The organism is Parasutterella muris (assembly GCF_009767915.1).
Lineage (GTDB): Bacteria > Pseudomonadota > Gammaproteobacteria > Burkholderiales > Burkholderiaceae_F > Parasutterella > Parasutterella muris.
This window is the reverse complement of record NZ_WSRP01000025.1, coordinates 1-24,827: the sequence shown is the minus strand read 5'-3', so window position 1 is coordinate 24,827 and position 24,827 is coordinate 1. Positions and strand designations below refer to the sequence as shown.

The 24,827-nt window shown below is 48.8% G+C and carries 25 protein-coding genes; 15 read left to right on the top strand and 10 right to left on the bottom strand.

Going from position 1 to position 24,827, the window contains the following annotated elements:
* Nucleotides 1-42 precede the first annotated feature (42 nt).
* From E5987_RS08500 to E5987_RS08485, 4 genes are all read right to left on the bottom strand, one after another.
* On the bottom strand, nucleotides 43-417 hold the full coding sequence (locus E5987_RS08500; protein WP_202074595.1) for a DMT family protein: 375 nt from the start codon (nucleotides 415-417) through the stop codon (nucleotides 43-45).
* A gap of 57 nt (nucleotides 418-474) precedes the next feature.
* Nucleotides 475-1,227 (bottom strand): amino acid ABC transporter ATP-binding protein, encoded by a 753-nt coding sequence (locus E5987_RS08495; RefSeq protein WP_160335664.1) that lies wholly within the window; start codon nucleotides 1,225-1,227, stop codon nucleotides 475-477.
* Nucleotides 1,224-1,928 carry an amino acid ABC transporter permease gene (locus E5987_RS08490; protein WP_202074596.1) on the bottom strand — a complete coding sequence of 235 codons (705 nt, stop codon included), beginning with the start codon at nucleotides 1,926-1,928 and terminating at the stop codon, nucleotides 1,224-1,226. Before E5987_RS08490 ends, E5987_RS08495 begins: the two co-directional genes overlap by 4 nt.
* Nucleotides 1,929-2,046: 118 nt before the next feature.
* Entirely contained in the window at nucleotides 2,047-2,814 is a 768-nt protein-coding gene (locus tag E5987_RS08485; RefSeq protein WP_160335662.1) for a basic amino acid ABC transporter substrate-binding protein, read from the bottom strand.
* Between the two features lie 266 nt (nucleotides 2,815-3,080).
* Between E5987_RS08485 and E5987_RS08480 the strand changes: the two genes are divergently transcribed.
* From E5987_RS08480 to E5987_RS08460, 5 genes are all read left to right on the top strand, one after another.
* Nucleotides 3,081-3,824, top strand: coding sequence for a HesA/MoeB/ThiF family protein (locus tag E5987_RS08480; protein WP_160335661.1), 744 nt, complete (start codon nucleotides 3,081-3,083; stop codon nucleotides 3,822-3,824).
* Nucleotides 3,825-4,082, top strand: a complete 258-nt coding sequence (gene moaD, locus E5987_RS08475; RefSeq protein ID WP_160335660.1) for a molybdopterin converting factor subunit 1 — start codon at nucleotides 3,825-3,827, stop codon at nucleotides 4,080-4,082.
* A gap of 18 nt (nucleotides 4,083-4,100) precedes the next feature.
* Nucleotides 4,101-5,123: an FUSC family protein gene (locus tag E5987_RS08470; protein WP_160335659.1), complete on the top strand. Its 1,023-nt coding sequence runs from the start codon at nucleotides 4,101-4,103 to the stop codon at nucleotides 5,121-5,123.
* 125 nt (nucleotides 5,124-5,248) lie between these two features.
* Nucleotides 5,249-7,495 carry a polyphosphate kinase 1 gene (gene ppk1, locus E5987_RS08465; RefSeq protein WP_237178778.1) on the top strand — a complete coding sequence of 749 codons (2,247 nt, stop codon included), beginning with the start codon at nucleotides 5,249-5,251 and terminating at the stop codon, nucleotides 7,493-7,495.
* 74 nt (nucleotides 7,496-7,569) lie between these two features.
* Nucleotides 7,570-8,583 carry a helix-turn-helix transcriptional regulator gene (locus tag E5987_RS08460; RefSeq protein ID WP_338143621.1) on the top strand — a complete coding sequence of 338 codons (1,014 nt, stop codon included), beginning with the start codon at nucleotides 7,570-7,572 and terminating at the stop codon, nucleotides 8,581-8,583.
* Between the two features lie 47 nt (nucleotides 8,584-8,630).
* Here E5987_RS08460 and E5987_RS08455 read toward each other — a convergent pair whose 3' ends face one another.
* Entirely contained in the window at nucleotides 8,631-10,067 is a 1,437-nt protein-coding gene (locus tag E5987_RS08455; RefSeq protein WP_160335657.1) for a transposase, read from the bottom strand.
* 450 nt (nucleotides 10,068-10,517) lie between these two features.
* Here E5987_RS08455 and E5987_RS08450 point away from each other — a divergent pair, with 450 nt between their 5' ends.
* The gene (locus E5987_RS08450; protein ID WP_160335656.1) at nucleotides 10,518-11,852 is read left to right on the top strand and encodes an OmpP1/FadL family transporter; all 1,335 of its coding nucleotides are present in this window, start codon (nucleotides 10,518-10,520) and stop codon (nucleotides 11,850-11,852) included.
* 267 nt (nucleotides 11,853-12,119) lie between these two features.
* On the opposite strand, the gene E5987_RS12945 is transcribed toward E5987_RS08450, so the two are convergent.
* Together E5987_RS12945 and E5987_RS13290 are read right to left on the bottom strand one after the other, a co-directional pair.
* Nucleotides 12,120-12,551 carry a DUF4143 domain-containing protein gene (locus E5987_RS12945; protein WP_202074593.1) on the bottom strand — a complete coding sequence of 144 codons (432 nt, stop codon included), beginning with the start codon at nucleotides 12,549-12,551 and terminating at the stop codon, nucleotides 12,120-12,122.
* Nucleotides 12,548-13,327 (bottom strand): AAA family ATPase, encoded by a 780-nt coding sequence (locus E5987_RS13290; RefSeq protein WP_277612572.1) that lies wholly within the window; start codon nucleotides 13,325-13,327, stop codon nucleotides 12,548-12,550. Before E5987_RS13290 ends, E5987_RS12945 begins: the two co-directional genes overlap by 4 nt.
* Nucleotides 13,328-14,331: 1,004 nt before the next feature.
* On the opposite strand from E5987_RS13290, the gene E5987_RS08440 reads away from it, so the two are divergent.
* The 5 genes from E5987_RS08440 to E5987_RS08420 all read left to right on the top strand — a co-directional run bounded on the left by E5987_RS08440 (nucleotide 14,332) and on the right by E5987_RS08420 (nucleotide 18,683).
* Entirely contained in the window at nucleotides 14,332-15,267 is a 936-nt protein-coding gene (locus E5987_RS08440) for a helix-turn-helix domain-containing protein (protein ID WP_160335655.1), read from the top strand.
* A 97-nt stretch (nucleotides 15,268-15,364) separates the two neighbouring features.
* Nucleotides 15,365-16,510 (top strand): alanine racemase, encoded by a 1,146-nt coding sequence (locus E5987_RS08435; RefSeq protein WP_160335654.1) that lies wholly within the window; start codon nucleotides 15,365-15,367, stop codon nucleotides 16,508-16,510.
* Nucleotides 16,507-16,869 (top strand): RidA family protein, encoded by a 363-nt coding sequence (locus E5987_RS08430; RefSeq protein WP_160335653.1) that lies wholly within the window; start codon nucleotides 16,507-16,509, stop codon nucleotides 16,867-16,869. Before E5987_RS08435 ends, E5987_RS08430 begins: the two co-directional genes overlap by 4 nt.
* A 116-nt stretch (nucleotides 16,870-16,985) precedes the next feature.
* Complete coding sequence (locus tag E5987_RS08425) at nucleotides 16,986-18,152, top strand: MFS transporter (RefSeq protein WP_160335652.1); 1,167 nt, start codon at nucleotides 16,986-16,988, stop codon at nucleotides 18,150-18,152.
* A gap of 147 nt (nucleotides 18,153-18,299) precedes the next feature.
* Entirely contained in the window at nucleotides 18,300-18,683 is a 384-nt protein-coding gene (locus tag E5987_RS08420) for a YgiW/YdeI family stress tolerance OB fold protein (RefSeq protein ID WP_160335651.1), read from the top strand.
* Between the two features lie 132 nt (nucleotides 18,684-18,815).
* On the opposite strand, the gene E5987_RS08415 is transcribed toward E5987_RS08420, so the two are convergent.
* The 3 genes from E5987_RS08415 to E5987_RS08405 are packed head-to-tail and all read right to left on the bottom strand — an operon-like array spanning nucleotide 18,816 to nucleotide 22,545.
* Nucleotides 18,816-19,310 (bottom strand): pyridoxamine 5'-phosphate oxidase family protein, encoded by a 495-nt coding sequence (locus tag E5987_RS08415; protein ID WP_160335650.1) that lies wholly within the window; start codon nucleotides 19,308-19,310, stop codon nucleotides 18,816-18,818.
* A 14-nt stretch (nucleotides 19,311-19,324) separates the two neighbouring features.
* Nucleotides 19,325-20,806 carry a MocR-like pyridoxine biosynthesis transcription factor PdxR gene (gene pdxR, locus E5987_RS08410; RefSeq protein WP_160335649.1) on the bottom strand — a complete coding sequence of 494 codons (1,482 nt, stop codon included), beginning with the start codon at nucleotides 20,804-20,806 and terminating at the stop codon, nucleotides 19,325-19,327.
* 59 nt (nucleotides 20,807-20,865) lie between these two features.
* Entirely contained in the window at nucleotides 20,866-22,545 is a 1,680-nt protein-coding gene (locus E5987_RS08405) for an ammonia-forming cytochrome c nitrite reductase subunit c552 (protein WP_160335648.1), read from the bottom strand.
* Nucleotides 22,546-22,811: 266 nt separating this feature from the next.
* Here E5987_RS08405 and E5987_RS08400 point away from each other — a divergent pair, with 266 nt between their 5' ends.
* From E5987_RS08400 to E5987_RS08385, 4 genes are read left to right on the top strand one after another with little or no spacing between them, the layout of a single operon-like run.
* The gene (locus E5987_RS08400) at nucleotides 22,812-23,651 is read left to right on the top strand and encodes a PD-(D/E)XK nuclease family transposase (protein WP_160335647.1); all 840 of its coding nucleotides are present in this window, start codon (nucleotides 22,812-22,814) and stop codon (nucleotides 23,649-23,651) included.
* Between the two features lie 28 nt (nucleotides 23,652-23,679).
* Nucleotides 23,680-23,937 (top strand): hypothetical protein, encoded by a 258-nt coding sequence (locus tag E5987_RS08395; RefSeq protein WP_160335646.1) that lies wholly within the window; start codon nucleotides 23,680-23,682, stop codon nucleotides 23,935-23,937.
* Nucleotides 23,938-23,965: 28 nt separating this feature from the next.
* On the top strand, nucleotides 23,966-24,214 hold the full coding sequence (locus E5987_RS08390; protein WP_160335645.1) for a hypothetical protein: 249 nt from the start codon (nucleotides 23,966-23,968) through the stop codon (nucleotides 24,212-24,214).
* Between the two features lie 28 nt (nucleotides 24,215-24,242).
* A complete protein-coding gene (locus E5987_RS08385) occupies nucleotides 24,243-24,599 on the top strand; it encodes a hypothetical protein (RefSeq protein ID WP_160335644.1) in 357 nt (118 codons plus the stop codon).
* Nucleotides 24,600-24,827 lie beyond the last annotated feature (228 nt).

Here is a 24,827-nt window from a genome sequence, read left to right as displayed (position 1 = left end):
TAAAGAGCCTCTTTCCAAAACGGATCGAGGCTTTTTTTTGCGTTAAAGCTTATCGCGGAACATGAAGTAGGCTGCGCCGAGTATGCAGAGTCCGGCCCAAAGGTAATCCAGTTTCAGCGGCTCCTTCATGTAAAAGACGGCAAAAGGAATGAAGACCGACAGCGAGACAACTTCCTGCAGGATTTTGAGCTGACCGAGTGAGAGGTCCGTGAATCCGAGTCGGTTGGCGGGCACCATAATCGAGTATTCGAAGAGCGCCACGCCCCAGCTTGAGAGGATCGCGATCCAAATCGGCGCGCTGCTGAGATTTTTGAGATGCGCATACCATGCGAAACTCATGAAGAGGTTGGAGAGAACCAAAAGTGCTACGGTCCTATAGATGACCGGAATAGAAGAAAAGAAATGAGAGAAGTCCATGATTGGCTCGGCACAAAAGAAAAGGAGCCGCAGCTCCTTTTCAAATCTTAGACCTAATTATTCGGCTTTAGGAAGCACGCGCTTCAGGAATGTCTTGGTACGTTCCTCTTTCGGGTGCATCAGAACATCTTCCGGGTTGCCCTGTTCGACGATCACGCCGCCGTCCATAAAGATGACTCGGTCGGCCACTTCGCGCGCGAAATTGATTTCGTGCGTGACGACGACCATCGTCATACCGGACTTGGCCAAATCGGTCATGACTTTCAGCACTTCGCCGACGAGTTCCGGGTCAAGCGCAGAGGTCGGCTCATCAAAGAGCATCGCTCTGGGCTCCATCGCCAAGCCGCGGGCAATCGCGACGCGCTGCTGCTGACCGCCGGAAAGACTTGCGGGATAAGCGTTTGCTTTATCGGCCAAGCCCACGCGCTTGAGCATTTCCAGCGCTTTTTTCTCAGCGGAAGCCTTGTCGACTTTAGAGACGAGCTTCGGAGCCAGCGCGACGTTTTCGAGGACCGTTTTGTGCGGCCAGAGATTAAATCTCTGGAATACCATGCCGAGGTGTTCGCGTACCTTGTTGATGTCGGTCGACGGCGATGTGATATCGACGTCGTTGACATAAATGTGTCCGCTCGTTGCTTCTTCAAGCGCGTTGATGCAGCGAAGCATGGTCGATTTTCCGGAGCCGGACGGTCCGAGGATTACGACCTTTTCGCCGGGCATAATGTCCAGATCGATTCCGCGAAGCACCTGGTTGTCGCCGAAGTACTTATGCAGATCGCAGATACGAATGATAGGCTTCTGTTCGCTCATCGGTTGTCATCTCCTTTACCCAAGTGTTCTTCCATCTTCTTAACGAGATAAGCCAAGGCAAGTGTCATGACCCAGTACATGAGAGAGATGGTGATGTACGGCTCCCAGTAACGAGCCGATGCGCCGGCGACTGTTCGCGCAGCGTAGGCAAGTTCGGCAAGACCGATTGCGGACACCAGCGAGGAGTCTTTCAGGATGGCGATCGCGTTGTTGCCCAAAGGCGGAAGCATGCGGCGGAAAGCCTGCGGAAGGATAATGTGGAACATTGCCTGCCAGTAGGTCATGCCGACAGAGCGGGCCGCTTCCATTTGACCTTTGTCCAGAGACTGGATACCGGCACGGAAGACTTCGGAGAGGTAGGCGCCGGCGTTCAGAGTGATTGCGATGATACCGGCGAGCATAGCGCCGTATGTTGAGCGGATTTCTCTGGCTAAGTCGCCGCTGATCAGCAGTCCCTCGGTCGGATGGATAAAGAAGGGCAGGATCGCGAACTGCATCAGCAGGATCTGCACAAAGAGCGGAGTTCCGCGGAAGAAACTCACGTATACCGTCACAGGCCAGCGTACGCAATATTTCAAAATCTGCCGCCACGGTGCGTGACGCGCGTCCGCAAGACGCGCCATACCTAATGCCATACCCAGGATAACGCCCAAGACCACGCAGATGATCGTGATCTGAATCGTCATCTTGGCGCCTTCCATAAACAAGGGCCAATACTCTGTAATTACCTCATAGCGAAAACCGCCCACGATTACTCCTTCGAGTTAGGTTAAAAAGAGCCCGACCTGTAAAAGATCGGGTTCTATCGGGAAGAAAAGATTAGTCGGGAAGTTTCGGGGCGTCGGTGCCGAACCACTTCTGATAAATCTTGTTGTATTCGCCGCTCTTTACGACTTTATCCAAACCGGCGTTGATTTTTTCGGCCAGTGCTTTGTTGCCTTTCTTGACGGCGATTCCGAAATACTGTTCTTTGAAGTTCGGATCGCGGGTCATGTTGAAGTGTTTGTCCGGATTGTTGCGAGCGTAGAAAGCGAGAACGCCGACGTCACCGATCGCGGCAACAACACCGCCCTGGTTCAGTTCTTCAAGAGCGAGCGGAGTGTTGTCGAAGCGGCGGATGCGGGTAGAGGCTTTGCCGAAAGCTTCGGAAGCGGCTACGTCACCGGCGGAACCGCTGACAACCGCGACATTGCCTTTCTTAAGATCGGTAAGCTTTTCAATCTTGGTGTTCTTGTCTGTCAGGATGAGCTGATGGGCAAGGAAGTAGGGTTTGGAGAAATCGACAGCTTCTCTGCGCTTGTCGGTAATTGTGATACCCGACATGATGATGTCTCTGTCGCCTTTATCGACGGTAGCGAAAATGCCTTCCCAAGGAGTGTTGATAAATTTGACATCAAAGCCTTCGGCTTTAGCGATGGCGCGCATCAGATCTACGTCAAAGCCGACGAGCTCTTTCTGAGGAGTTTCGTATTCGAACGGACGATAGGTAGCACCGGTACCGACAACATATTCTTCAGCGCTGACGCCGGCTGAAGCAGTAAGGGCTGCGGCAGCACAGACCGCCCACAGCAGCTTTTTGAAAGGCATTTCTTGATCTCCAATAAGGTTGAGTGGCCCTGAAAGACGCACATTACTGTAATCATGCCATAGTAGGACGCTTGGGATGTCTTTTCAAGGAACGAGTTTCTCTGTTGTTAGGGTTAATATTAGGTCAGCGACCCGTTTACGAGGATCCAGACGGTTGGTTTTTGCAGGAAAAACTTCACAGCGCTAAATCTCGTTTTTAGTTGATTATGATTTGAACGCGCGGCGCTTCTTGGCGGCTGCCTTGTCAACCCTTATTAAGGACCTTAATGGAAAAAGAAAATCGTTATTCGCGTCATGAGCTTTTAAAGGAATTTGACGCGCATACTCAGGAAAAAATCAGCGCTTCCAAGGTGCTGATCATCGGTGCGGGCGGCTTGGGTTCCCCTGCGTCTCTGTATTTGGCCGCTTCCGGCGTAGGCCGCATCACGATCGCCGACGGAGATACCGTGGATCTCACCAATCTGCAGCGTCAGGTGATTCACAACATGAGCCGCATCGGTATGAATAAGGCGACCAGCGCGAAGGCTTCGCTTGAGGCGATGAATTCCGAGATTGATATTCGAGCCTTTACGCATCGTCCTTCGCTTGAAGAGCTCGAAGAGCTGATTGCAGATCATGACGTAGTGCTGGACTGCACCGACAACACCGCTTCCCGCTACCCGATCAGTGAACTGTGCCGCAGACATAAAAAGCCGCTTGTTACGGCCGGCGCGGTCGCGTTTGACGGACAGATTACGGTTTTTGACTATCGGGACCCGGACTCCGCCTGTTATGCCTGTCTTTTCCCAAATCATGACGGGGCCGACGAGAAGGCTTCGACTAAGGGCGTATTTGCGCCTTTAGTGGGTACGCTCGGATGTATGCAGGCCTCAGAGGCTCTTAAAATTATCGGAGGTTTCGGCAAGCCGCTGACGGGTGAGCTATTAATGGTGGATGCCCGCAGCTGGAGCTGGTGGCATATGAAGTACAGCCGAAGTGAAGATTGCCCTTGCTGCGCAAAGGAGAAATAAATGAGCGTGAAAGTTTTGTATTTTGCTTCCCTGAAAGATAAGGTTCTGAAGGGCGAAGACAGTCTTGAACTGCCGGAAGATGTCACGACAGTCGAGGATTTGATTAATTACCTGTCGGAAAACGACGAAGCGCTGAAAGCCGCATTTGAAGAAATGCCGAGACTTCGCTTTGCCGTGAACCAGGAAATGGCCAAGGAATCGACGAAGATTAAAGACGGAGACGAAGTCGCCTTTTTCCCGCCGGTTACCGGAGGCTGATTTTAAGGCGGCTGCAAAATGGCAGTGACCGCGCAGGATCCGAAGCTCGAAAGGAAATCGAGGCTTACGGCCACTCTGCGCTTTTTTATAACGATATCGCTTGCGCTGGGTATCTCCGCTTTGATCGGAGATCAGCAGATCGGCGGTTTCGCGGCTCTGGGCGCCTTTATGGCGCTTCTGAGTGATACGGAGTCTACTTTAAAGAGCCGACTGGGCGGTCTTTTGCTGACTTTTCTCGGAGTGCTGGCCGCAGCCGGTGTCGGTCTCGCTTTGAAGCACTTGGCTTTCGGGGAGTGGCTGATTCTTGCCGCAGCGTGCTTCGGGCAGAGCCTCATGACTTTTGCGGAGAAGTTCTGGTGGCTTTGGGGCAAGTATGTCCTGGTCTTTCTTTTGATCTCCGTTTTTGATTTCTCGCCGAACCTGTCGGCATTCATCGGATACGCGATGGGTTTTTCGCTGGCGGCTCTGGTGGTCGTTGCGGACCATTATGTCTGGCGCATCGAAAAGCTTGGTCCCCGCTTATTTGATCAGCTCAGGATGGTCGAAGGCGGAACGCGCAATACGACCGCCTACGGACTGATTTCCGCGCTGACCATGGTGACAGGCCTCTGGCTGTCCACGTTTATTGATATGTCAGAACCCGGCTGGGTCGGCATCACGATTATTTATATTCTGAATTCGGACGTTCGTTCCGGCTTCATCCGCATTCTTCTTCGTATTCTGGGTACCGTTGCCGGCTACTTCGCCGTAGTGCTTCTGATGCCTCATATTCCAAATCTTTTTGTCCTCGGAACGGTTGTGGTGCTGGCCTCTCTGGGCATACCTTACTTCGTCGGACGCAATTACGCGCTGATGCAGTTTTTCATCACGATGTACATCCTCTTCGTCCTTGATTGGCTGATGTACGCCTACGGCGGAGACCATTCCATTCTGATCTGGCGTATCTGGGACACGCTTTTAGGCGCAGGCTGCGCCTCGGTTGGTCTGTTTATTTACTGGTTATGGACAAAACGCCACTCAAATACGGGAATATCTAAGTGAATACGAGTGTGGTTTTGTCTCTTTCAGATATTGACAAAACCCACCCCTTAATGGGAAAATTATTAGATTAGTCATTTGAAATTATTGACTTTTTTTCGTAACAGATGTTTAAAAAAATTATGGCAATGGAAAAGACAAATCAGTCTGAAGCGACTGAGCAGAAAACAGAGAAAACCCCCGCCTCGACAGTGAAGAAGGCCGCTCCCGCGCGGCGCACCCGTCGTCCGGCGGCTGTATCCGCAGCGGCAGAGCCGGCAGCTGCGTCCGCCCCCATCTCGCTTGATGATCCCTCTCTCTACATTAACCGAGATATCAGCTGGATTGAGTTCGACCGCAAGGTGCTTGAGACCGCGATGGACCCGTCCATTCCTCTGCTCAACAGAGTTCTTTTCCTTTCGATTTTCTTCAACAATCTCGACGAATTCTTCATGGTTCGCGTGATGAACGTGCAGAGACAGGCACGCATGGGTGCAGAGCCGACAGGTCCGGATAAGATGGCGCCCGCCAAGCAGATGTCTGAAATCCGCAGAAAAGTTTCGGAAATTGTTGAGGTTGCGGAAAATCTCTGGATCAATACCCTGAAGCCCGCTCTTGATAAGAACAATATTCGCATTGTTAAGTATTCGACGCTTCCTGCGGCGCAGAAAGAAACGCTGAATCTTTTTTTCAACGAAGATATTCTTCCGGTGCTGACGCCTCAGGCAGTCGACAAGGGTCGTCCTTTCCCGATGATTTCCAACACCAGTCTGAACTTTGTGATGGAACTTCAGGCGACGACTCCGAACGCTCCGGTGAAAACACGTTTTGCGCGTCTGAAGTGCCCGAACAACGTGCCGCGCTTCCTTTTTGTTTCCAATAAAGACAACTCTGTGACGCCGGATCTGTCGTACGCGACCTCCGACGGCGTGATTGTTCTTTCTGAAGATTTAATCGGGAACTGTCTGGACACGCTTTTCCCGGGATACAAGGTCACCAGCCAGGGCCTTTTCCGAATCACCCGCAACACGGACGGCGAGATCGAAGAAGATGAAGCCGACGATCTGCTGTCAGCGGTTCGTGACTATGTTGAACAGCGCCGTTTCGGCTCTGTGGTTCGTCTTGAGATTGAGCGCGGCATGCCGCAGCGTTTGCAGGACTTCCTTTACTCTCATCTGGACATGCTTCCGAGCCAGGTTTATCGCTGCAGAATTCCGCTCGCGTTCTCTGAATTCGGCCGTCTGATGAAAGAGGATCGTCCCTCGCTCAAATATCCTGCCGACCATCCGAAGATGCTCAAGGCGTTTGACTCGGACCACTGCTGCTTTGACGAGATCCGCAAGCATGACATCATGGTCTACCATCCGTATGACTCTTTCAACTGCGTGCTTGAATTTTTGAAGCAGGCTGCTCGTGATCCGAACGTTGTCGCGATTAAGCAGACGCTGTATCGCGCAGGAAGCGATTCTCCGGTCGCCAAGTATCTGCTCGAAGCGCGCCGCCGCGGCAAACAGGTGACTGCGGTGGTTGAGCTCAAAGCCCGTTTTGACGAAGAGCAGAACATCAACTGGGCCGAAGAGATGGAACGCAACGGCGTGAACGTGGTTTACGGTTTTGCCGGCCTGAAGATTCACGCGAAGCTCTGTTTTGTTGTTCGCCGTGAAAAAGACAAACTGGCGCGCTACACCCACATCGGCTCCGGCAACTACAACGCCGCATCCGCGAAGATCTACACCGACCTTGGACTCTTTACGTCGAATAAGGCCATTAATGATGACGTTCAGGATTTGTTCAACGTCATGACCGGATACGGCCTTGTGAAGAAGTATCGTGAACTTTTAGTTTCTCCGCACACGCTTCGTCCGCAGATCACCGCGCTGATTCAGCGTGAGATTGAGCAGCACAAGAAGCACGGCAACGGTCACATCATCATTAAGTGCAACCAGCTGGTTGACTTTGAAATGGTGAAGGTCCTGTATGAAGCAAGCAGGGCAGGCGTGAAAGTTGAGTGTATCGTCCGCGGCATCTGCAGTCTTCGTCCCGGAGTCCCCGGCGTATCCGAGACGATTACCGTTCGTTCGATTGTCGGACGGCTGCTTGAGCATGCCCGCGTGTACTACTTCCACAATAACGGCGAAGAGGAAATGTACTTCGGCAGTGCTGACCTGATGACCCGCAACCTCAACGGCAGAATCGAGGTTCTGACACCGATTCTTGAAGAGCGTCTGCGCAAGAACATCATGAACCAGATTATTGAGCCGCAGCTCAAAGACAATATTCACGCGTGGGTAATGCATTCCGACGGTTCCTACACCAAGCTCAACCCGAAGAAGGGAGAGAAGGCGTATGACAGTCAGGAAGAGATTGTCCGCAAACTGAACCTGATGAAGAAGTAATCCCATCTTTGTCTGACGCAAATCTCTCTTTCGGTTTTCGGAAGAGAGATTTTTTAAAATGCAGCTCTTCTTTCGTGCAATTTTTAGGATCCGACGCTGTGCGTGAATCGACTTCTTTGAATGAAGCGAAGCTTCTTCTTAACGTTTTAAAGCGAATTCCTCTGAATCGCAAAATTACGACTTCCGAGATTTATGAGCAGCTGACCGCGGCCGGCTTTAAGATGCACCGCAGGTCGCTGCAGCGTTACTTAAAGGCGCTCACTGAAGGGGATATGGGCGTTGAGTGCGATAAAAAGTCGATTCCGTTCGGCTATCGTCGAACCCTCAGTACGAATGATCTGGACCGTGTCGGTATCGGTGCTGACGGATCTCTTCTTCTGCTTTTGGCGCGTGAGCATTTGCGCTATCAAATGCCGCCCGATCTGACAAATTCCATGTCCTATCTGTTTGATGCCGCAGAGCGCTTTATGACGGAAAACAGTAAATCCGCTCCGGAGAAACAGTGGCTCAGCAAAGTCTGTTTTGTGAGCGGGACGCTGCCGCAGCTTCCGCCTCTGATCCGTCCGAAGATTTTTAATACGGTATCTGAGGCTTTGTTTAAGCAGAAAAAACTTGATGTGCTTTACAGCACGAGTGAAGGCGAAGAGTTCGAGCGCCGAATCTCGCCGCTTGGTCTTGTGCAGCAGGACGTACGTCTCTATTTAGTATGCTGCTATGACGACACGACTCAGATTAGAAATTTTGCGCTTCATCGTATTCGAAGCGCAAAACTCACGGATTTTGCGGCTGAAGAGTCCAAGGGGTTTGATTTACGCCGTTATGTGGACGCCGGGCCTTTCAATTACGGGCGTTCCGAGATGGTTCGGCTGGAACTGATTTTTACCAACAAACAGACAGCCGTTAATCTTCGCGAGACTCCGTTTAAAAGAGATCAGCTCATTGAGGAACTGCCCGACGGCACTTATAAATTAACCGTTGATATCGAAGACTCGATGCCTTTAAAAGGCTGGCTTGCGATGTGGCGGGAAAAAGCGGGCGTTATTTCAGAGAAGAAAACACCTCTGAATAAGACATCGCCCTCTAAATAAAGCAAAACCTTCCGTTTTCGGAAGGTTTTGCCTATTAATGCTCTGAATTAGTATTCAGGTACGTAGCGCTTTTTCTGAGAACGCTTGAGTGAAGACGCATAACGAATCCAAGCCTCAGGAAGCGTTTCATCGTCTCTCCAATTGAAGGTACGGATGCCGGCCCAAAGTTTCGGATTCCACATCGGTTCATCCGGGACACGGATAAACGCGTTCAGGCTCGGGTACTCTTTCGGATTGAGCTTCATCATGATCTTCTTGCAGTCGCTCACAAAGTTTCCGTAGAAGTCATCCACAAAGCGATCGAATTTCGTGAAGTTGATCGTGATATTGCGGCCGCCTTCAGGGGCTTTTTCAATCAGGAGAATCGGAGTGCCGCTGCTGTATTTGCCGAGTCGGATGACCAGGCCGCCGTAAGTTTCGTAAACGGACTTCAGGTAATCCGGTGTTGTTTGGAAGAATTCTTCGGCGATCGGGTTAAGGCGCGGTTTTCTGAGCCAAGGCTTATTCGGGATATTCGGGCCCTGGACCGTCATGATTCGAGGATCGGCGAGAACCTCGGGCGGAACGTTGAGTTCCTTGCTGTGAACCATGTTGTCAAAAGCTCTTCGATCGGCGATTTTCTGCATTTGGTCAAGGATTGACCAGACTTCGGGAAGATTCTGCGCGGGCAGATCGAATTCATCGCAGTATCCGTATGCTTCGCTTTCAGCTCTGTAGTTCGGACGCTGATCAAGCGCGTGCATCACTTTCCAGTGTCTGCCCTGTGCGGCGCTCGGCTGAGGCCAGCGGCTGTCGATTTCTTCCTGAACTGGTGCTGCGGTTTGGCCAGACTCGTCTTCCGCTTCGAAATTCATTTGCTGCTGACGCTGAGACGCGTATTGAGCGTTGTCTTTGCGGCGGTCTCTTTGGCGATCTTTGCGGTTGCCGCGGTTAAATTTGTTGGTCTGGCGAGATTCGTGCGGGTTGTATTCCTCAGGAACTGCTGGTTCGGCATTCTGTGTCTGCACTGTTTCGGGTTCTGTCAGCGAAGCAGTAGGAATTTGTGTGTCAGGAGCGGGCTTGGTTTCAATCTGTACGGCTGGAGCTTCTGTTTCGACTGATTCGTGTCTTTTTCTCGGAAGGCGCAGTCTTGGTCTTTCCTGCATCGGAGCGGTATTGACCTGAGTCGGAGCAGTATTGACCTGAGGTGCGTCTGTCGGGGCTTCACTGATAGTCTGTGCAGGGGGCTCTGCGGGTTTTTCCGACGCAGCGACGGGATTAACACTCTCAGCGGGCCGGACCGAGTTCTCAGCGGCTTGGCCTTCTTTATTCTGCATGGCCGCTTTATGTTTCTCTAATTCTTTGACCCACTGATACAGGCTTACGACGTTTACGCCAAGTTCGGCAGCGACGACAGCCGGTTTTTCATGACCGATAACGACTCTTTTGGCCGCTTCAACTTTAAATGCCGGGTCGAATGTGCGACGTGTTCTCTTAGTTTCCATAAATAACGAATAGAAAGTAACCGCAAAATTCCATAAAAGAACCTCAAAGTTCGCAAGAAGCGCCTGAAGGGTTTCGGTCGGGTAAGGAATATGAAAAGACGAATGAGACCGAAACGGTGGAATTAACTCTTTTCTCAAGAGTTGCGGCTTAGTCTTCGAGTGGATTGTAGCTTAAAAATTAAATAATTTTTTTTGCTTTTTTTCGATTTGGGCAGACAAACGCAAAGAAATACAGATTTTTTCGTATGAGCGGGACGCATAAAGCCGCCGTGTAGGGAAAAAATGCCTCAAATTAAAAAATAAGCTTCTGAGCAGGAGATAACAGTAGTTGCGAATAAACTTAGAGCACGCTTAATAATTAGGGAAACTACCTAAAAAATCGCTCGTTTTATTCACCAATACTTCTTCAGAATGCTTGCATCCCATTTAATTTTGTATTTTTTTCTTCGTATGATCGTAAAAAATAAACTGAATACCCGTCTGAGCTGTGTCTTTTTATCCTGCTGCGCAGCATTAAGTTTTTCATCCGCTGCGAACGCTGCAGGCTTTCAGCTGACTGAGCAGAGCGTTGCCGGTATGGGCCGTTCTCACGCCGGTGCAGGTATTGTCGGAGACGACCTTTCTGCCGTGCATTACAACGCCGCCGGTATGACGCTTCTTCCCGGACTGCAGATGCAGGTTGCGGGCACATACGTCGCCCTCGATATTGACTACAAAGGCCTTGATGGTTCAACAGAAAACGGTCGCGATAAGCCCACAGCGGTACCGGCCACCTTCATTACCTATCAGATTAATGATTCTCTTTGGGCCGGTCTTGGCATTACCTCGCCCTACGGCATGAAGATTCGCTACGGCAACGACTGGAGCGCAAGGGAACGCGGTATCAGCGGTTCTATCATCACAGTCGACATCAACCCGAATATCGCTTGGAAAGCCAACGAAATGTTTAGTTTCGGCTTCGGTGTTTCCGCTCTGTACACTCACTCAAAACTTAAGAACGGCCTTCCCGGAAGTCTTTCTATGGGGGGAATGACTGTGCCTCTCGGCGGCGAGTTTGAGTACAAAGGCAGTGACTGGATGTTTACTTATAACCTCGGCATGATGTTCTCGCCGACGGAAGATCTGCGCTTTGGTCTTTCTTATCGCTCCGCCGCTCATGTGACCGCACGCGGCGATTACACAATCCGCGGAAATGGTTTAGCCAACGGTACCGGAAGCGGCAAGGGCAAACTCGAAACTCCGGAAACCGTGTACATCACCGGTACTTGGAAACCAGTTCAAAGCCTCCGTCTTTCCGCCTTAGCGCGCTGGGCCAACTGGAAGAATTTCGATACCATGGATTTCACCATGGATGATCCGGACAATCTTTCCTTTACCCCTCTGGGGCAGTTTGCGGCAGGTTCTAATCCCGTTGCCGGCGCTGCGATCATGGGCAGACTGAGCCACATGCCTCTTGAAAACAATTGGAAGTCCGTTTGGCTCTTCTCTTTGGGCGCTGACTACGACATCAATGAGCAGTGGACGATTCGCGGCGGTATCGCTTATGAAACCAACCCGATTAAACATCAGGAACTTCGTACCGCTCTGATTCCGGATACCAGCCGTCTCTGGCTGACATGCGGCTTCTCTTGGAAACCGACTGCTAACTGGCAGATTGATGCCGCTTACGGCCACATCCGCGGTATCGGCGATCGCGATCTCTACAATCACTCCGGACAGAAGATCGGCAAATTCGAAAAGATGAACGCATGGATGGCAGGCGCCTCTGTGACCTATCGCTTCTAATTTGACCGCTGTCTAAATAGGGTCGACGAGTTTTAATCAGCTCGCCGGCCTTTTTTCTTGACCAAAACCGCAAAAACAGAAAACAACTCGGGCAGTTTTCCGATCAACTGAGTAGCTTTTACTCCTCTCCAGCTCTGCTTTGAATATTTTTCCGTAGAGACAGAGGGACATGATCTTGTTTTTACACTGAGCCCGATGTCATATTGTTAAAAATTGCTGAACAGCGATGATCCAAAATCTGAATTAAGAGGATCGCACGCGGGATTCTTACAATGTGATTTTCTTAGGTTCTTCTCCAGACAACTTCAGCAGCATTGCCATATACACCGGTAAGTACAGGATCTTCCCGTCCCGCTTAATCTCGCCTGAGTTAGACAGAACAATTCCCATTCTGATTCGGCTGTGGGCATTGTTAAGCAATGAGTTTAAAGCACTGTGGATCGTATAGTCTTTGCCGGATTTTACTTCGATGGGGACAACGGTCAGATTGTTGTAATCATCAATCAGGAAGTCTACTTCTCCTTTGTGTCGATTGTCATAATAAAACAGGCTGTGACCAAGGGAGGCAAGCTGCATGGCAAGCGTAGATTCGTAAACAGAGCCGAGGCTGATACTGTTTGCATCACCTAAGATTGCATTGATGTTATTTTTGTATAAAACAGAAGTTAAGATTCCCACATCATTTAAGTAAAGCTTCAAGAGATTTTTCGGCTCGATTGTATAAGTGGGAATGTAGGATCTGTATTTGACTGGACTTCCAAAGATATTCCGGAGTTCGTCAAATAATCTATTTCTTCTAAGAAATTTGAAGCTCTTGCCTTTTTCCCTTCAATAGCATTAAAAAAGAGTCGTTTCTTTTTGTTTTCCATGTTTGACGGGATCATTTCATAAATGCGTTTAATTTTTAGGCGGTGTTCCTCGTCGTATTTCCCTGCATCCAATTCATACAGCTCATGAATTGCATTTTGAATATCTCTGATTTTCACAATGTTCTGTGATTCTAGGAATTCATGAACTGCGTCAGGCATTCCTCCGACCAGCAAGTATTTTTTGAATAGATCCAAGAGACGCTCATGAATTGAAGATATCGGACTCCGTTCCGTAATTAGGCATTCCCGTAGGTATTCAATAACGGTGCTGTTTATACTATTGGCAATTAAAAACTCTTCAAAATCAAGCTGATACATCCTGACGATTTCAATGGAGCCTAAAGGTATTGACGTTGATTTCTTCAGAGTGATTCCAAGAAGTGACCCGCTTGCAACATAGCGGAAGCGACCTTCCTTTCTGAGGAATTTTAAAAGAGTTAAAAGTTCCGGATATTGCTGAATTTCATCTAAAAAAATTAGAGTGTCATCGCGCGTGCCAAATGATGTCCCGGCAAGAGAAGCTAAGGTGAGATAAAAGTCCTGAGTTGTTTTAACTTTGCCAACGAGCCTGTTACCCGCTGAGTCTTCGACTAAATTAATCTCGATAAAATTTTTAAAAAGCTTTTCCCTACGTGTCGTATAAGAAATGATTTTCCTATTTGCCTGGCACCAGTGAGTATCAATATTTTGTCGCTGTTTTTCAAAGAGTCAGCAACTTTTTTCTCTAGTTTCCTAAACAACATGTCAACAAGGGTTCTCTATTGAGGGCAGGGTTCAAATAAAAAGAAGCAATAAAAATACACTTTTCAATAGAAAAACAGGTATCAAAACTACACTTTTCAATAAAAAAAAGCCGAAAATTGCACTTTTCAAATTTTTTAGTTGGTTTGCCATTGAAATCTGTTCAAAAAAACAGTCAGAATTAAACTGAAGCCCATTTGATTTGTACTGCAGATTGAACAAGTGAAAGAGCCGCTGAAGCCCAATCCTGAGGACGAAAGTCTTGCGCATAAGGACTGAGAGCAAGAGCTCACTTGTACAAGCGGCTGAACAAACAGTCGATGCAAAACTTAATTGACCGGCTAGACGGGTTAAAGTTAATGACCCTAAGAAGCCCGGCAAGACCGCCGCTCAAAGAAACAGTAATACAAAGGCGATCAGCTCTTCTTTGGGCTGATGATTTTCCCTGCTTTAAAGAAAAAATCAAAGACGGCTAAACGCCATCATCGCCTAAATTGCTGACGGGACCGTCAGATCACTTTTAGATAAACACCCCTATATTCATTATGGACAAGCAGAATTAGTAAAGAGAGAGTTATCTTTTTAGGAGAAACTTAATAAAAATCACCGATTCTACGAACAAATAGCAATTTGTTAGGTTAGTTGTATTAAAAATTTGGTATTAATAAGTTTTCAAAAATTGGGTAATTGTTTTTTATAAATAAATCGGAATCGAATTGTTTGAAGGTAAAAAAATACAGTTTTTTTAAGAGGTTATACTGTCTTTTGTCATTAATTAGTATCTTTCCGCATGTAAACAGACTATACTTAAAACAATTAAAATCATCAGAGGTAAAGCCATGAAGCTATCCAGGAAGCCAGATTGCGTTTTGTCCGATATTAAGAAACAGCTATTGGCCATTACCGACATCGACAGCAAATGTGCAAAAGAACTCGAAGGGGTTCACTTTATACGTTGGGAAGAAGGTGATGAGTACGGAACCAGAAAATTTGGTTCTCTTATTACAAAAGCCGCCGTTTTTCTGATCGTCTCCGGAGGTCTGAAACTTCTCTTCTGCGGTGAAGAGAAAGTTTACGGGCCCGGCGATCTGTTCCTTGCCGGTACTTCTATTCCGCTTTCCTACGAACATGTCACCGAGGGCAAGGAACCTTTCCTTGCGATCGAGGTCGACATCGATGTCAGTGATATTGAAAATGTGCTGGAATATTTGGACGAGAAATACTTCCAGTTCATTACGAACCAGCCGACGAAAGCCTTTACTGTCACAAAGGCCGATGCCAATGTGCTGACGGTATTCCAGGATCTTGCGGCGCTCGCCGAATCCGATCTTGAAGAACGCATTGCGGGTCAGTTTATGAAGCGCTTCCTCTACCTTCGCATCTTCATGACGCCTGCGGGTTCCTCTTTCTCGCAGCTCTTCCGTCCTGACAGAGTGGAGTCTAAGGTTCGCATTGCGGCCGATCTCATTGTGGATCACATTGCCGATAAACAGGAACCAAGCGTCATCTCTGAGCAGATTGATCTGAAACCGTCGCTCTACCACCACTATTTCAAGGAAGTGATGGGCGTTCCGCCGGGACAGTTCAGAAAGTGGTGCCGAGTCACGGAAGCACGCCGTCTCATGATTGAGGACGGGCTGCCCGCGACACAGGCCTGCTACAAACTCGGCTACGACAACCTGACGTACTTCATTATTCAGTTCAAGCAGGTGTTTAAATGCACCCCGGGCAAGTTTATTCAGGATGAGCTTCAGTCCTATCCCTGGCAGCAGCTGCTGATCCGAGAGGGCTACAAGTTCAAATAGTCGCTATTGACTAGAGACAGCCGTACAATAGCTGTACGGACTATCTGAGAGGCCGGAGTTTCCGACCTTTTTTCTAAGTGCGGAAGGATAAAAATCTATGGACCTCAATACCATTCAGACCCCGGCCCTTTTGTTGGATTTGAATAAATTCACGGCAAACTGCGAATTTATGAAAGACAAATGCAGCCGCCTTGGCGTGCAGCTTCGGCCGCATTTAAAAACAGGTAAAAGCATCAACTTCGCAAAGGCCCAGATGACCTCTGCCTCAGGTCCGGCCACTGTTTCCACGCTTGCTGAAGCAGAGTATTTTTTCGCGCACGGCGTTAATGATCTCATTTACGCGGTCGGCATCAGCCTTGGGAAATTTGATCGCGTGCTTGCGCTCAGAAGTGCGGGCTGCGATGTAAAGGTTATTCTCGATAATGTCGAGACGGCCGTTATGTTCAGTCAATACTGCGATCAGAAGAAAGTTCCGTGCCCAGTGCTGATTGAAATCGACTGCGACGGCCATCGCTCCGGTGTTAAGCCCGACTCGGATGATCTTATTGAAATTGCCCGTGCGATCAAAGGCGAAGCTTATTTCGCCGGTATTTTGACGCATGCGGGAGACTCCTATAAGTGTGTCGGCGAGCAAGCCTGTCAGAAAGCTCAGGAAAATGAAAGAGACTCCCTGGTGCGCTGCGCCGATCGACTGAAAAAAGCAGGCTTTGAATGCCGCATCATTTCAGCCGGTTCTACGCCGACCGCAGTGTTTGCTAAATCTTGGGAAGGCGTCACCGAGGTGAGATGCGGCGTTTACTGTCTTTTTGATTTGGTTATGGCCGGACTAGGCGTCTGCACGAAGGAGCAGATCGCGCTTTCTCTGCTGGTTGAAGTGATCGGACATCAGAAAGAGAAAGGCTGGGTTATCACAGACGGCGGATGGATGTCCATGTCGCGCGACAGAGGGACTTCCGCTCAGGCGGTTGACCAGGGCTACGGCGTTGTCTGCGATATCAGCGGAAAGATCTATGACGATCTGATTGTCGGATCCGCCAATCAGGAACACGGCATCATTGTTCGCCGCGACGGTTCTCTGATTGATCCGAAAGATTTCCCGGTCGGTACTCGCCTTCGTATTCTGCCGAATCATGCATGCGCGATGGCCGCTCAGCATCCTCAGTACTTCGTTGTCAAAGACGGCAAAATTGACGCTATTTGGAACCGTATTTACGGTTGGCAGCCTAAGGAGCTCTCTTTATGAAAGAAATAATTGTTTCAGATCTTCCCGCCCCCAACGGGCACTATTCTCATGCCGTCGTTTTTAACGGTGCGGCTTATCTTTCCGGAATTCTGCCTATGGGTGTAAAACCGGAAGACAGTGTGAAGGCTCAGTTCAAGGCTGTGTTTGATGTGATTGAGAAAATCCTCAGCGAATGCGGCAGTGATCTCAATCAAGTGGTTAACTGCAGAATTTACATTGCTGATCTGAAGGACTGGCCGGAAATTAATGCGCTCTACGCGGAAAGATTTGGTGCGCACAAACCCGCCCGAGTTGTCGTTCCGGTAAAGGAACTTCACTTTGGCTATCGCTTGGAAGTTGAGTTGATGGCGGCAGTTTAACTTCGGTTTTATCCTTTTGGTTTAGGCCCGAATTCTTTCCGAATTTGGGCTGAATTTTTATAGAGGCAGCCCGAACGATATTTAAAGTATCGTTACTGACAAAGGATTTAGCCTCTATGAAACTTAATAAACATATTGCAGCTCTGTGCATCGGCACATTCTGCCTAGGTGTGGCTGAACTTGGCATTGTTCCTGTCCTGACGGATGTCGCTCATTCTCTGCATGTCTCCATTCCTCAGGCGGGTCTGTATATTTCTGCTTACGCCGCAGGCGTCTGCGCTGGCATTATCGTGCTGCTTGTTTTTGCCCGCAGCGTAAATCTAAAGTACACGCTGCTTGCGGCGGCCGTTTTAATTTTGGTTGGCAACGCGTCGGCGGCCTTGGCTCAGAACGACTATATGATGCTTGCCGCACGGTTTATTTCCGGCTCTCCTCACGGAATTTTCTTTGCGCTTGGCGCGGTGGCCGCCCAGCGGCTCGCAGCAGAAGGCGAATCGGCGCGTGATATTACGCTGATGGTGCTGGGTCAGACGAGCGCAAATCTCGTCGGCGTGCCGCTTGGCTCGTGGATCGGATATGCCTTCAGCTGGCGGATTATTTTTATGACGATTGCCGCGCTGTCGCTTCTCTTAATTGCGGCGCTGATTTACTGGCTGTCAAGCCTTCCGGTACAGAAAAAAACGTTAAAGGAATTGATTCAGCCGCTTCGTTATCCGCATCCGTGGATCATTCTTGCCGGCATCGCGATCGGAAGCGGCGGCTTCTATGCTTATTACTCTTATGTCGATCCGATTATGAGTAAAGTCTCAGGACTGCCTGCTTCGATGATGACTCCGGTGATTGCGCTGGCAGGCCTGTCAATGTTTGTGGGCAATGTCGTATCGGCGCCGCTCACAAAGCATTTTAACGATGAGACGCTCGTCTTCTCTGGTCAGCTTTTGATTGCTTTCGCAGCGCTCGGCGCTTATTTCCTTTCCCGCGATGAAATCACTTCGATATTTATGATGTCTCTTGCGGCTTTCGGGTATTTCTTTATCGCAGGTCCCATGCAAGCGCTGGTGATTAAAGGGGCGGGCGACGCCAAGGTCATTATTGCCGCTTTGGGACAGATCGCTTACAACGGCGCCAACGCGATCGGAGCTTATTTAGGCGGAGTCGCGATCGACGTGAGCGGTATCGCGTCCGAATGCGCGCTTCCTTCTTTGCTCCTGGGATTTGTGTCATCGGTCCTGTTTTACTTTGTTTGGCGCAGCAGCAATAGGAATGATTTAGCTGGCGACTAGTGGTTCTTTTTCATGTGTCACATCCTTTGTGACGGCTCATGTAACTGTTTGTATGATTTGCAACAATAACCAAATTAGGTTAAATGTTGCAAATTTAAATAGGTATTAACCATTAGAATTCAAACTGTCTTGATAAAGGAGACAGTTATGAAGATGAACAAATTACTATGCGTTCTCGCCGGTGCTTTCGCATTGAGCTGCGGAGCTGCACAGGCTAACAATATGGAAAATGATGAGTACAACGGCTGGTTCAACGGAAGCGGCCCTGTCGATCATACGGTCAGCGAAATCAAAGAAGACGCGGCACCGTTCCAGTTAGTCGAACTTGACGGGAACCTGGTCAGAGGAATCGCCGGTGAAACATATGTTTTCCAGGATAAGACCGGTGAAGTTGTCGTCAACATCCCCGATGAAGTTTTTGTCGGTCAGGTTGTCAACGCCAACACTCCGGTAAAGATTCAGGGTGAAGTCAGACCCGATATGGCTCAGCCTGACACGGTCGATGTTTATACACTGGACGTTGTTGACTAAACCTTAACAGTCGAGACATCTGATTTTTCCGCAAATCCGCCGCATCCACGGGTTCTGGCGGCGGAATGCGAAGGCTCCGCAGCGATAATAAGCTTCGGAGCCTTTGATATTTACGAAGCAGCGCTTGTGTACTTAGCCGAGTTTGCCGGTTCTGCGAACCTCTTCGTCAGCCTCTTTTCCGGTGATGCATTCGGGCACAAGTTTCATCATAAAGACATATTGAAGTGAATGCTGAATTTCTTCCTCATTATCTTCGACTCCTTTGCTGTATTTGTCCGCCATTGCGAGCAGGGCTTCCAGTTTTTCATTTAGATCCGTGACTGGTTTGAGCGTTCCCCATACCGTTACGCTTTTGTAATTGTTTGCGCGAAGCTTAGGGACTACTTCGCTTTGTCCCACAACTGAAAAGCTCGTTTTCTTTGTTCTGGCAAAACAGTCATGCTTGTAGCCGCGCGGCGATCCGTGGAAATAAATGCTCCCGTCATAAAGGATGTAGGACAGAGGCACACTGTAGAGGTATCCGTCGTCTCCGTTCAGCGCAAGCACTCCGTACACGCCGTCCCTGAGTATTTCCTGAGTTTTCTCTTCTGACAGAGTCTGTTTGGTTCTCACTAATTCCTTTCGCATTATCTTTCCCTCTCTTACCGATTAAAAAACACTTCCAAGCCGTCCCGCAGTCTTGAAACCGCTTCCCGAAGCTCATCTTCCGTGAAGTGCGCATAGCCAAGGATAAGACCGCTTCGAGAATTTGCCAGTCGATAGCACTCAGAAAGAGGACGAGCTTCGATTCGATACTTTTCGTCAAGAAATCTGCAGATTTCAATGTCGTTGACGGGGTGGTTAAAAAGGAATGTCACATGCGTACCTTCATTTTCCCCTTCAATACTGCCATAGCGGCCAAGGAGTCGGCCGATTGATCGGACCAGAGCCTGTCTGCGCTTTTCATACATAGTTTTAAGGCGTCTGACGTGCGAATCGTAGAAGCCTCTTTCAATGAATTCTGCCAAGATACATTGATGAACTTCGCTCGAGTGTCGGTCTGTCAAAAATTTCGCGCCTTCAAATACTCGGATCAGCGGCTTTGGTACGACCATATAACCCATGTTGAAGCCCGGATAAATGACTTTTGTGAAACTGCCTAAATAGATACAGCATTCATTTTGGTCCAAAGACGCGAGCGCCGGGTGTGGTTTCTTGCCGTAACGCAGTTCGCTGTCGTAATCGTCTTCTATTATCCAAGCCGAGTTTTTGGCGGCCCAGTCCAGGAGCTTTTCCCTTGTTTGGGAGGAGAAGACATAACCGAGCGGGTATTGGTGGCACGGCGTCACAAGTACGCCTCTGATGTCGCTGTGTTTTTCCAAGCGGTCAGTGTCTATGCCGTCCTGAGTGACGGGAATCGGTACGGGCTTCAAACCGCGGAATTCAAGCAGGTTCACATGCGGCTGGAAGTAAGGATCTTCGACTGCCACTAAGTCCGAAGCTTTGAAGAGGACAGAGGCGCATAAATCGAGCGCCTGCTGAATGCCGGTTGTCGCAATGACCTGATCCGCGCTGCAGGAGATGCCGCGAAATCTGCGGAGATAGTCTGCGACGGCTTCCTTATAAGGCATGAAACCGCCCGGTTCACAATAGCCGTTGTGCAGCCAGGGACTTCTGGATATGCGGCTGACAATAGTGGTCCAATTTTTCCCGGGCAGACTTTCGTGGTCGGGTGCGATAACTGCAAAAGGCAGATTTTTCTGAACGCTGAAACTTCTTGCGTCGGAAGCGACTCTGGCAGAAGCTGGAAGTTCGGCCAAACGAAGAGGGGAGTGTGCATTTGCGCTGTCAGTAGAGAGTTCGGTGAGCGCGTCTGCTGTTTCGGAAACAAAAGTGCCGCTTCCTTTGCGCGAATTGATCAAACCTTCTTCAGTAAGCTGCTTGTATACATGCGAAACCGTGCTTCGGGATACGTCGAGCAGATCGCTAAGCTGCCTGCTGGAGGGCGGCGGATCATTTGCAAGCAGATTGCCGGACTCAATGAGCGAGCATATCGCTTTGTAAAGCTGCTCGGACAGAGGTTCTGAATTCTCGCTTCTGTCTAAAGACAGAGAAGCGAGTCTCGGGTGCACTTTGTTTGCCATATCGAAATTGTAAAAGCATGAGACCGGACAAACGTCCGGTCTCGACACGAGTTATCGATTTACTTTACGGCTTTTTGAGCTTCTGCAGTTGCCGTTCTCAGGTTCTTGATGACGTATGAAGATGTTTCTTCAAATCCCGAAGGATCGTGTACGCCTTTGGAGTAATCAGAGAAGTAGAAACCGGTGGTGTGCAGATAGAGACTGTAAGCGTCCTGAAGTTTCTTGTACTGGTCGTCCGGAATTTTAACTTCACCGACTTTAGCCTTGATAAGGAGGTCGCGAGCTGCCAAACCGTAGCGCTCTAATCTTTCCTTATGGATGCGGTAGCGCTGCTGAATTGTGGCGACCATATAAGCGGCCTGTCCTTCACTCCAGTTATCTCCGTTCGGATTGCCATGGCAGTCGGAACGAGCGCAGGTGTTCTTATACTTCAGGGTCGGAAGACTCGGCTGATGCTCGAGAGTGCCGTTTTCTTTCTTAGCGAAATGGCAGTCTGTACATCCGACGCCTGCTTGGCCGTGCTTGGATGCAACAACAGTTTCCATATGGTAGTGGTCGGTGGAAACAGTCTTAACTCCGGTCGCTTTATCGATTCCGTTATAAAGACCGAGGCCGCGAACCAGATTCCAGCGCTCCAGCGGATTGCCGGCAAAATACGTACCGACGGACCATCCGTTTCTGTCGATCGCGTTCTTTTCATGCGCTAAAGAGCCGTCGCTGTCCTTGTAGAAAGTTTCCGAACGGTTGTGGCCCTGATGGCACTGTCCGCACATGTAATTAGAGTTTGCCTTATCAAGAATCGCAATCTTTCTCGGGTATCCGCGTACACCCATTTCGATGACTTCAATCTTCGGGTAACCGGTTTTGCCGACGTTTTTCTGATAGTTGGAATCCTTAAAGTCTTTATGAGACATAGCCTCGATCAGATGATCGAACACAATGCGCGGTTCAGCTGAGTGAGGATCGTGGCAGGTAATACAGTTAAAGCTGTTGTTGACAGTCTTAAGTACCTTGTGGTCCGGATCGTCGAACGCTAAGGGCGCTTTCGGATCTCTCTTTCCGAGGTATGCGTAATCGAGCATGTTGTCATTCGTCTTGCACTTTAAGCAGTCCGAGCGGCCCATGATTTCGCGGCCCTTTTGCGGACGCCATGTGAGTGAAAGCGTCTTGGAGGGTTTGATCTTGTCACCTTCCTCGGGGCGGGTGTCAGTGAGTGCTTCCCAGAGCGGAGCGCCGGGCTTGGAAAGATCGGTGTACTTTTTGTACTGATATCTTCCGTCAGAACGGACGTTGGCAAGGTCGGTCACGATGCTGGAATGGAATCTCGGCAGCCTGAACTGAACATCACGGAATGAGTTGTCGCCGGTGAGTTCTCGGAATTGAGCATAAGTAGGCGGCGTGTTCTTCAGGGCCCACTCATAGTGATATTTCGGGTCCATGATGTCTTTGTGCTGCTCAGTGTGGCACTGTCCGCATGCTGCGTATTCAAAGTGAGTCGTCGGCCGATTCTCTTTACTTGGAGCGCTCATATGCTCCTTAGGAATGTCATGGCAGGCGACGCAGTTGACGTTCTTGTGGGCGCCTCTTGTTGAAAGCGTTTTAATTGCTGAGGCATGACATCCGAAGCACTGGTTTGTGTTAACCGGGTCTTTTGCAGGCAGGGTGTCCGCGGCGACAGCGGAAAGCGAAAACAAACTGAGGCTTAATAAAAGCAAGCTGGGTATTTTTGCTGTTTTCATTTTTGTCTCCTTAAGATTGACTTCATTTTCCAAAACAATCTTTTTGAAGAGCAGTCCACTTTATGACTGTTTCAGCAGTCCACTTGGGTTTGTCCTGAGATTGTTTCTCTGCGAACAAACAAATGCTGTTTTGACGTTTTTTGTCTTACCGGAGCAGAGGGTAAGTTTTATTAAAGTCCTATCTTATTGGGCTTATTAAAAATAATTTACCCTTCCTTTCTTCTGCCTCAGCTGATAAAATTAAGACCTAACGAAAAGGATAAAAAATGAAAAAATCAGCCCGGAGATATATCGAAAACGTTCGTCTGATGGACGATATCTTTTTTGAAGTTTTTTTCAAAGATCAACCGCAATGTATAGAGGTTGTGATTCACGAAATTTTCAAGCAGTTAGGGTATCCGCTGGTTAAAGTCAAGAAAGTCGAGGTTCAGAAAAACCTTAATGCACTGGATAAAAGAACAGTGAGGCTCGATGCATTGGCCGTGGATGAACAAGGGAATCACATCAACATCGAGGTTCAACGCGTCGTTTCGAGTAATTTGGAAAGGCGCGCACGTTACCATTCTGCGCTGCTTGATACGAACAGTTTGGAAAAGAACAGTGATTTTTCATCTCTGAATGAGTGTTACGTGATATTTATTACAGAGAAAGACTTCAAAAGAAAAGGATTGCCCGCGTATCAAATTGAGAGGATCTGCGTTCAGGACAATACTCATTTCAGAGATGGAACGCATATAATTTTTGTAAATGGTGAATATCGCGGTGAAGATCCTATCGGCAAACTAATGCATGATTTTTCTTGTAAAGGAGCTGACGAGATGAAAAACGAAACTTTGGCAGAACGCATGCGCCTCTTTAAAGAGACAAAAATGGGCCAGCGCGAACTTTCGGGTATTGAACTGGATATAGCTGAAAGTAATTGGGAAGGAGGCCGGCAAGAAGGTCTGGAAGAAGGTCGGCAGGAAGGTCTGGAAGAAGCTAAAACGGACATGGCCGCAAAGTTGATTCTGCTCGGACAGATGTCACTTGAAGCGATTGCGGAAGTGAGCGGATTGCCTATAGAGCAGCTACGAGAAATTAAGTCGAATCTATCTCTTTCTGTCTAGACGTTCTCCGCTTTAAGGGATCCAAAGAGTGCAAAAAGAAACATGGTCAGATCGTCTACGTCGTGAGATAAGAGAAGGCGAGCGTGAACTTTCAGGTATTGAACTGGAGATGGCTGAAGAAGCTTGGGCCAAAGGTCGGGCCGAAGGTTGGGCACAAGTTCAAGCGGAGATGGCTGCAAAGTTGATTCGACTCGGGCAGATGCCGCTTGAAGCGATTGCTGAAGTAGTCGACTTGCCCATAGAGCGACTCCGAGAAATTAAGAAAAATCTTTCACATCCGACCTAGACGCCTTTCGGATTAAAAGGTTCAAAGAATGCAAAAAGATACTCTGGCAGAACGCATGCGTTTATTTAAAGAAACAGGAATAAGCGGCCGCGAACTTTCAGGTGTTGAACTGGAGATAGCTGAAGAAGCTTGGGCCGAAGGTTGGGCACAAGCTCAAACGGAGGTGGCTGCAAAGTTGATTCGGCTCGGACAGATGTCACTTGAAGCGATTGCTGAAGTGAGCGGATTGTCTATAGAGCAGCTCCGAGAAATTAAGAAAAATCTTTCTTGTTCGTGAAAGGTCTCCTGTTTAGGAGGTTCCAAGAATGAAAAGCGAAGTTCTGCGCGAAATAGAGAATTCCTGTGACAGCATAGAAGACGTCTGCAGAAAATGTTCAGGTATTGAGTTGGATATTTATGAAAGGGCGTGGCTGGAAGGTTGGATGAAAGGCTGGATAATGGGCTGGATAGAAGGATGGGCGGAAGCGCAAAAGCGGTTAGTCAAGTACCGAATGGAGGAGGCAGTAAAGCTGCTGCAGCATGAGTCGAAGATGCCTATCGAATTGATTTCTGAAGTGACAGATGTGCCTGAGAGTACGCTTATGAGCGTCAACGACATGCTTATCGATCTAAAAAACCTTTCGGAACAGCTGGATTTGGACCAGCAAAAACTCAGACTTTAGCTAATGTCCTTCGATCTCTAATGAAAGCTTGAAAGATCAAAAGCACACGAGCTGAGCTTCATACCTGAGTTTGGCAGATTCTAACTGACCACTTGGTCGTCAACGGCCATGGGGTCTGTTTTTTTGCCTTTTTATTCATTATTCGCTTGTGGATATGTAGTAGGTATGTTATAATTAGATCATTATTGGAGGTGGTCTATGTTTGTTTCTACTTGCAAGGGTGGCGCC

What these genes read in the sequence shown, in the direction of transcription:
- E5987_RS08500 (WP_202074595.1), bottom strand. Translation starts at nt 417, where the DNA reads ATGGACTTCTCTCATTTCTTTTCTTCTATTCCGGTCATCTATAGGACC.
- E5987_RS08495 (WP_160335664.1), bottom strand. Translation starts at nt 1,227, where the DNA reads ATGAGCGAACAGAAGCCTATCATTCGTATCTGCGATCTGCATAAGTAC.
- E5987_RS08490 (WP_202074596.1), bottom strand. Translation starts at nt 1,928, where the DNA reads ATGGAAGGCGCCAAGATGACGATTCAGATCACGATCATCTGCGTGGTC.
- E5987_RS08485 (WP_160335662.1), bottom strand. Translation starts at nt 2,814, where the DNA reads ATGCCTTTCAAAAAGCTGCTGTGGGCGGTCTGTGCTGCCGCAGCCCTT.
- E5987_RS08480 (WP_160335661.1), top strand. Translation starts at nt 3,081, where the DNA reads ATGGAAAAAGAAAATCGTTATTCGCGTCATGAGCTTTTAAAGGAATTT.
- moaD (WP_160335660.1), top strand. Translation starts at nt 3,825, where the DNA reads ATGAGCGTGAAAGTTTTGTATTTTGCTTCCCTGAAAGATAAGGTTCTG.
- E5987_RS08470 (WP_160335659.1), top strand. Translation starts at nt 4,101, where the DNA reads ATGGCAGTGACCGCGCAGGATCCGAAGCTCGAAAGGAAATCGAGGCTT.
- ppk1 (WP_237178778.1), top strand. Translation starts at nt 5,249, where the DNA reads ATGGAAAAGACAAATCAGTCTGAAGCGACTGAGCAGAAAACAGAGAAA.
- E5987_RS08455 (WP_160335657.1), bottom strand. Translation starts at nt 10,067, where the DNA reads ATGGAAACTAAGAGAACACGTCGCACATTCGACCCGGCATTTAAAGTT.
- E5987_RS08450 (WP_160335656.1), top strand. Translation starts at nt 10,518, where the DNA reads ATGATCGTAAAAAATAAACTGAATACCCGTCTGAGCTGTGTCTTTTTA.
- E5987_RS08435 (WP_160335654.1), top strand. Translation starts at nt 15,365, where the DNA reads ATGGACCTCAATACCATTCAGACCCCGGCCCTTTTGTTGGATTTGAAT.
- E5987_RS08430 (WP_160335653.1), top strand. Translation starts at nt 16,507, where the DNA reads ATGAAAGAAATAATTGTTTCAGATCTTCCCGCCCCCAACGGGCACTAT.
- E5987_RS08425 (WP_160335652.1), top strand. Translation starts at nt 16,986, where the DNA reads ATGAAACTTAATAAACATATTGCAGCTCTGTGCATCGGCACATTCTGC.
- E5987_RS08420 (WP_160335651.1), top strand. Translation starts at nt 18,300, where the DNA reads ATGAAGATGAACAAATTACTATGCGTTCTCGCCGGTGCTTTCGCATTG.
- E5987_RS08415 (WP_160335650.1), bottom strand. Translation starts at nt 19,310, where the DNA reads ATGCGAAAGGAATTAGTGAGAACCAAACAGACTCTGTCAGAAGAGAAA.
- pdxR (WP_160335649.1), bottom strand. Translation starts at nt 20,806, where the DNA reads ATGGCAAACAAAGTGCACCCGAGACTCGCTTCTCTGTCTTTAGACAGA.
- E5987_RS08405 (WP_160335648.1), bottom strand. Translation starts at nt 22,545, where the DNA reads ATGAAAACAGCAAAAATACCCAGCTTGCTTTTATTAAGCCTCAGTTTG.
- E5987_RS08400 (WP_160335647.1), top strand. Translation starts at nt 22,812, where the DNA reads ATGAAAAAATCAGCCCGGAGATATATCGAAAACGTTCGTCTGATGGAC.
- E5987_RS08390 (WP_160335645.1), top strand. Translation starts at nt 23,966, where the DNA reads ATGCAAAAAGATACTCTGGCAGAACGCATGCGTTTATTTAAAGAAACA.
- E5987_RS08385 (WP_160335644.1), top strand. Translation starts at nt 24,243, where the DNA reads ATGAAAAGCGAAGTTCTGCGCGAAATAGAGAATTCCTGTGACAGCATA.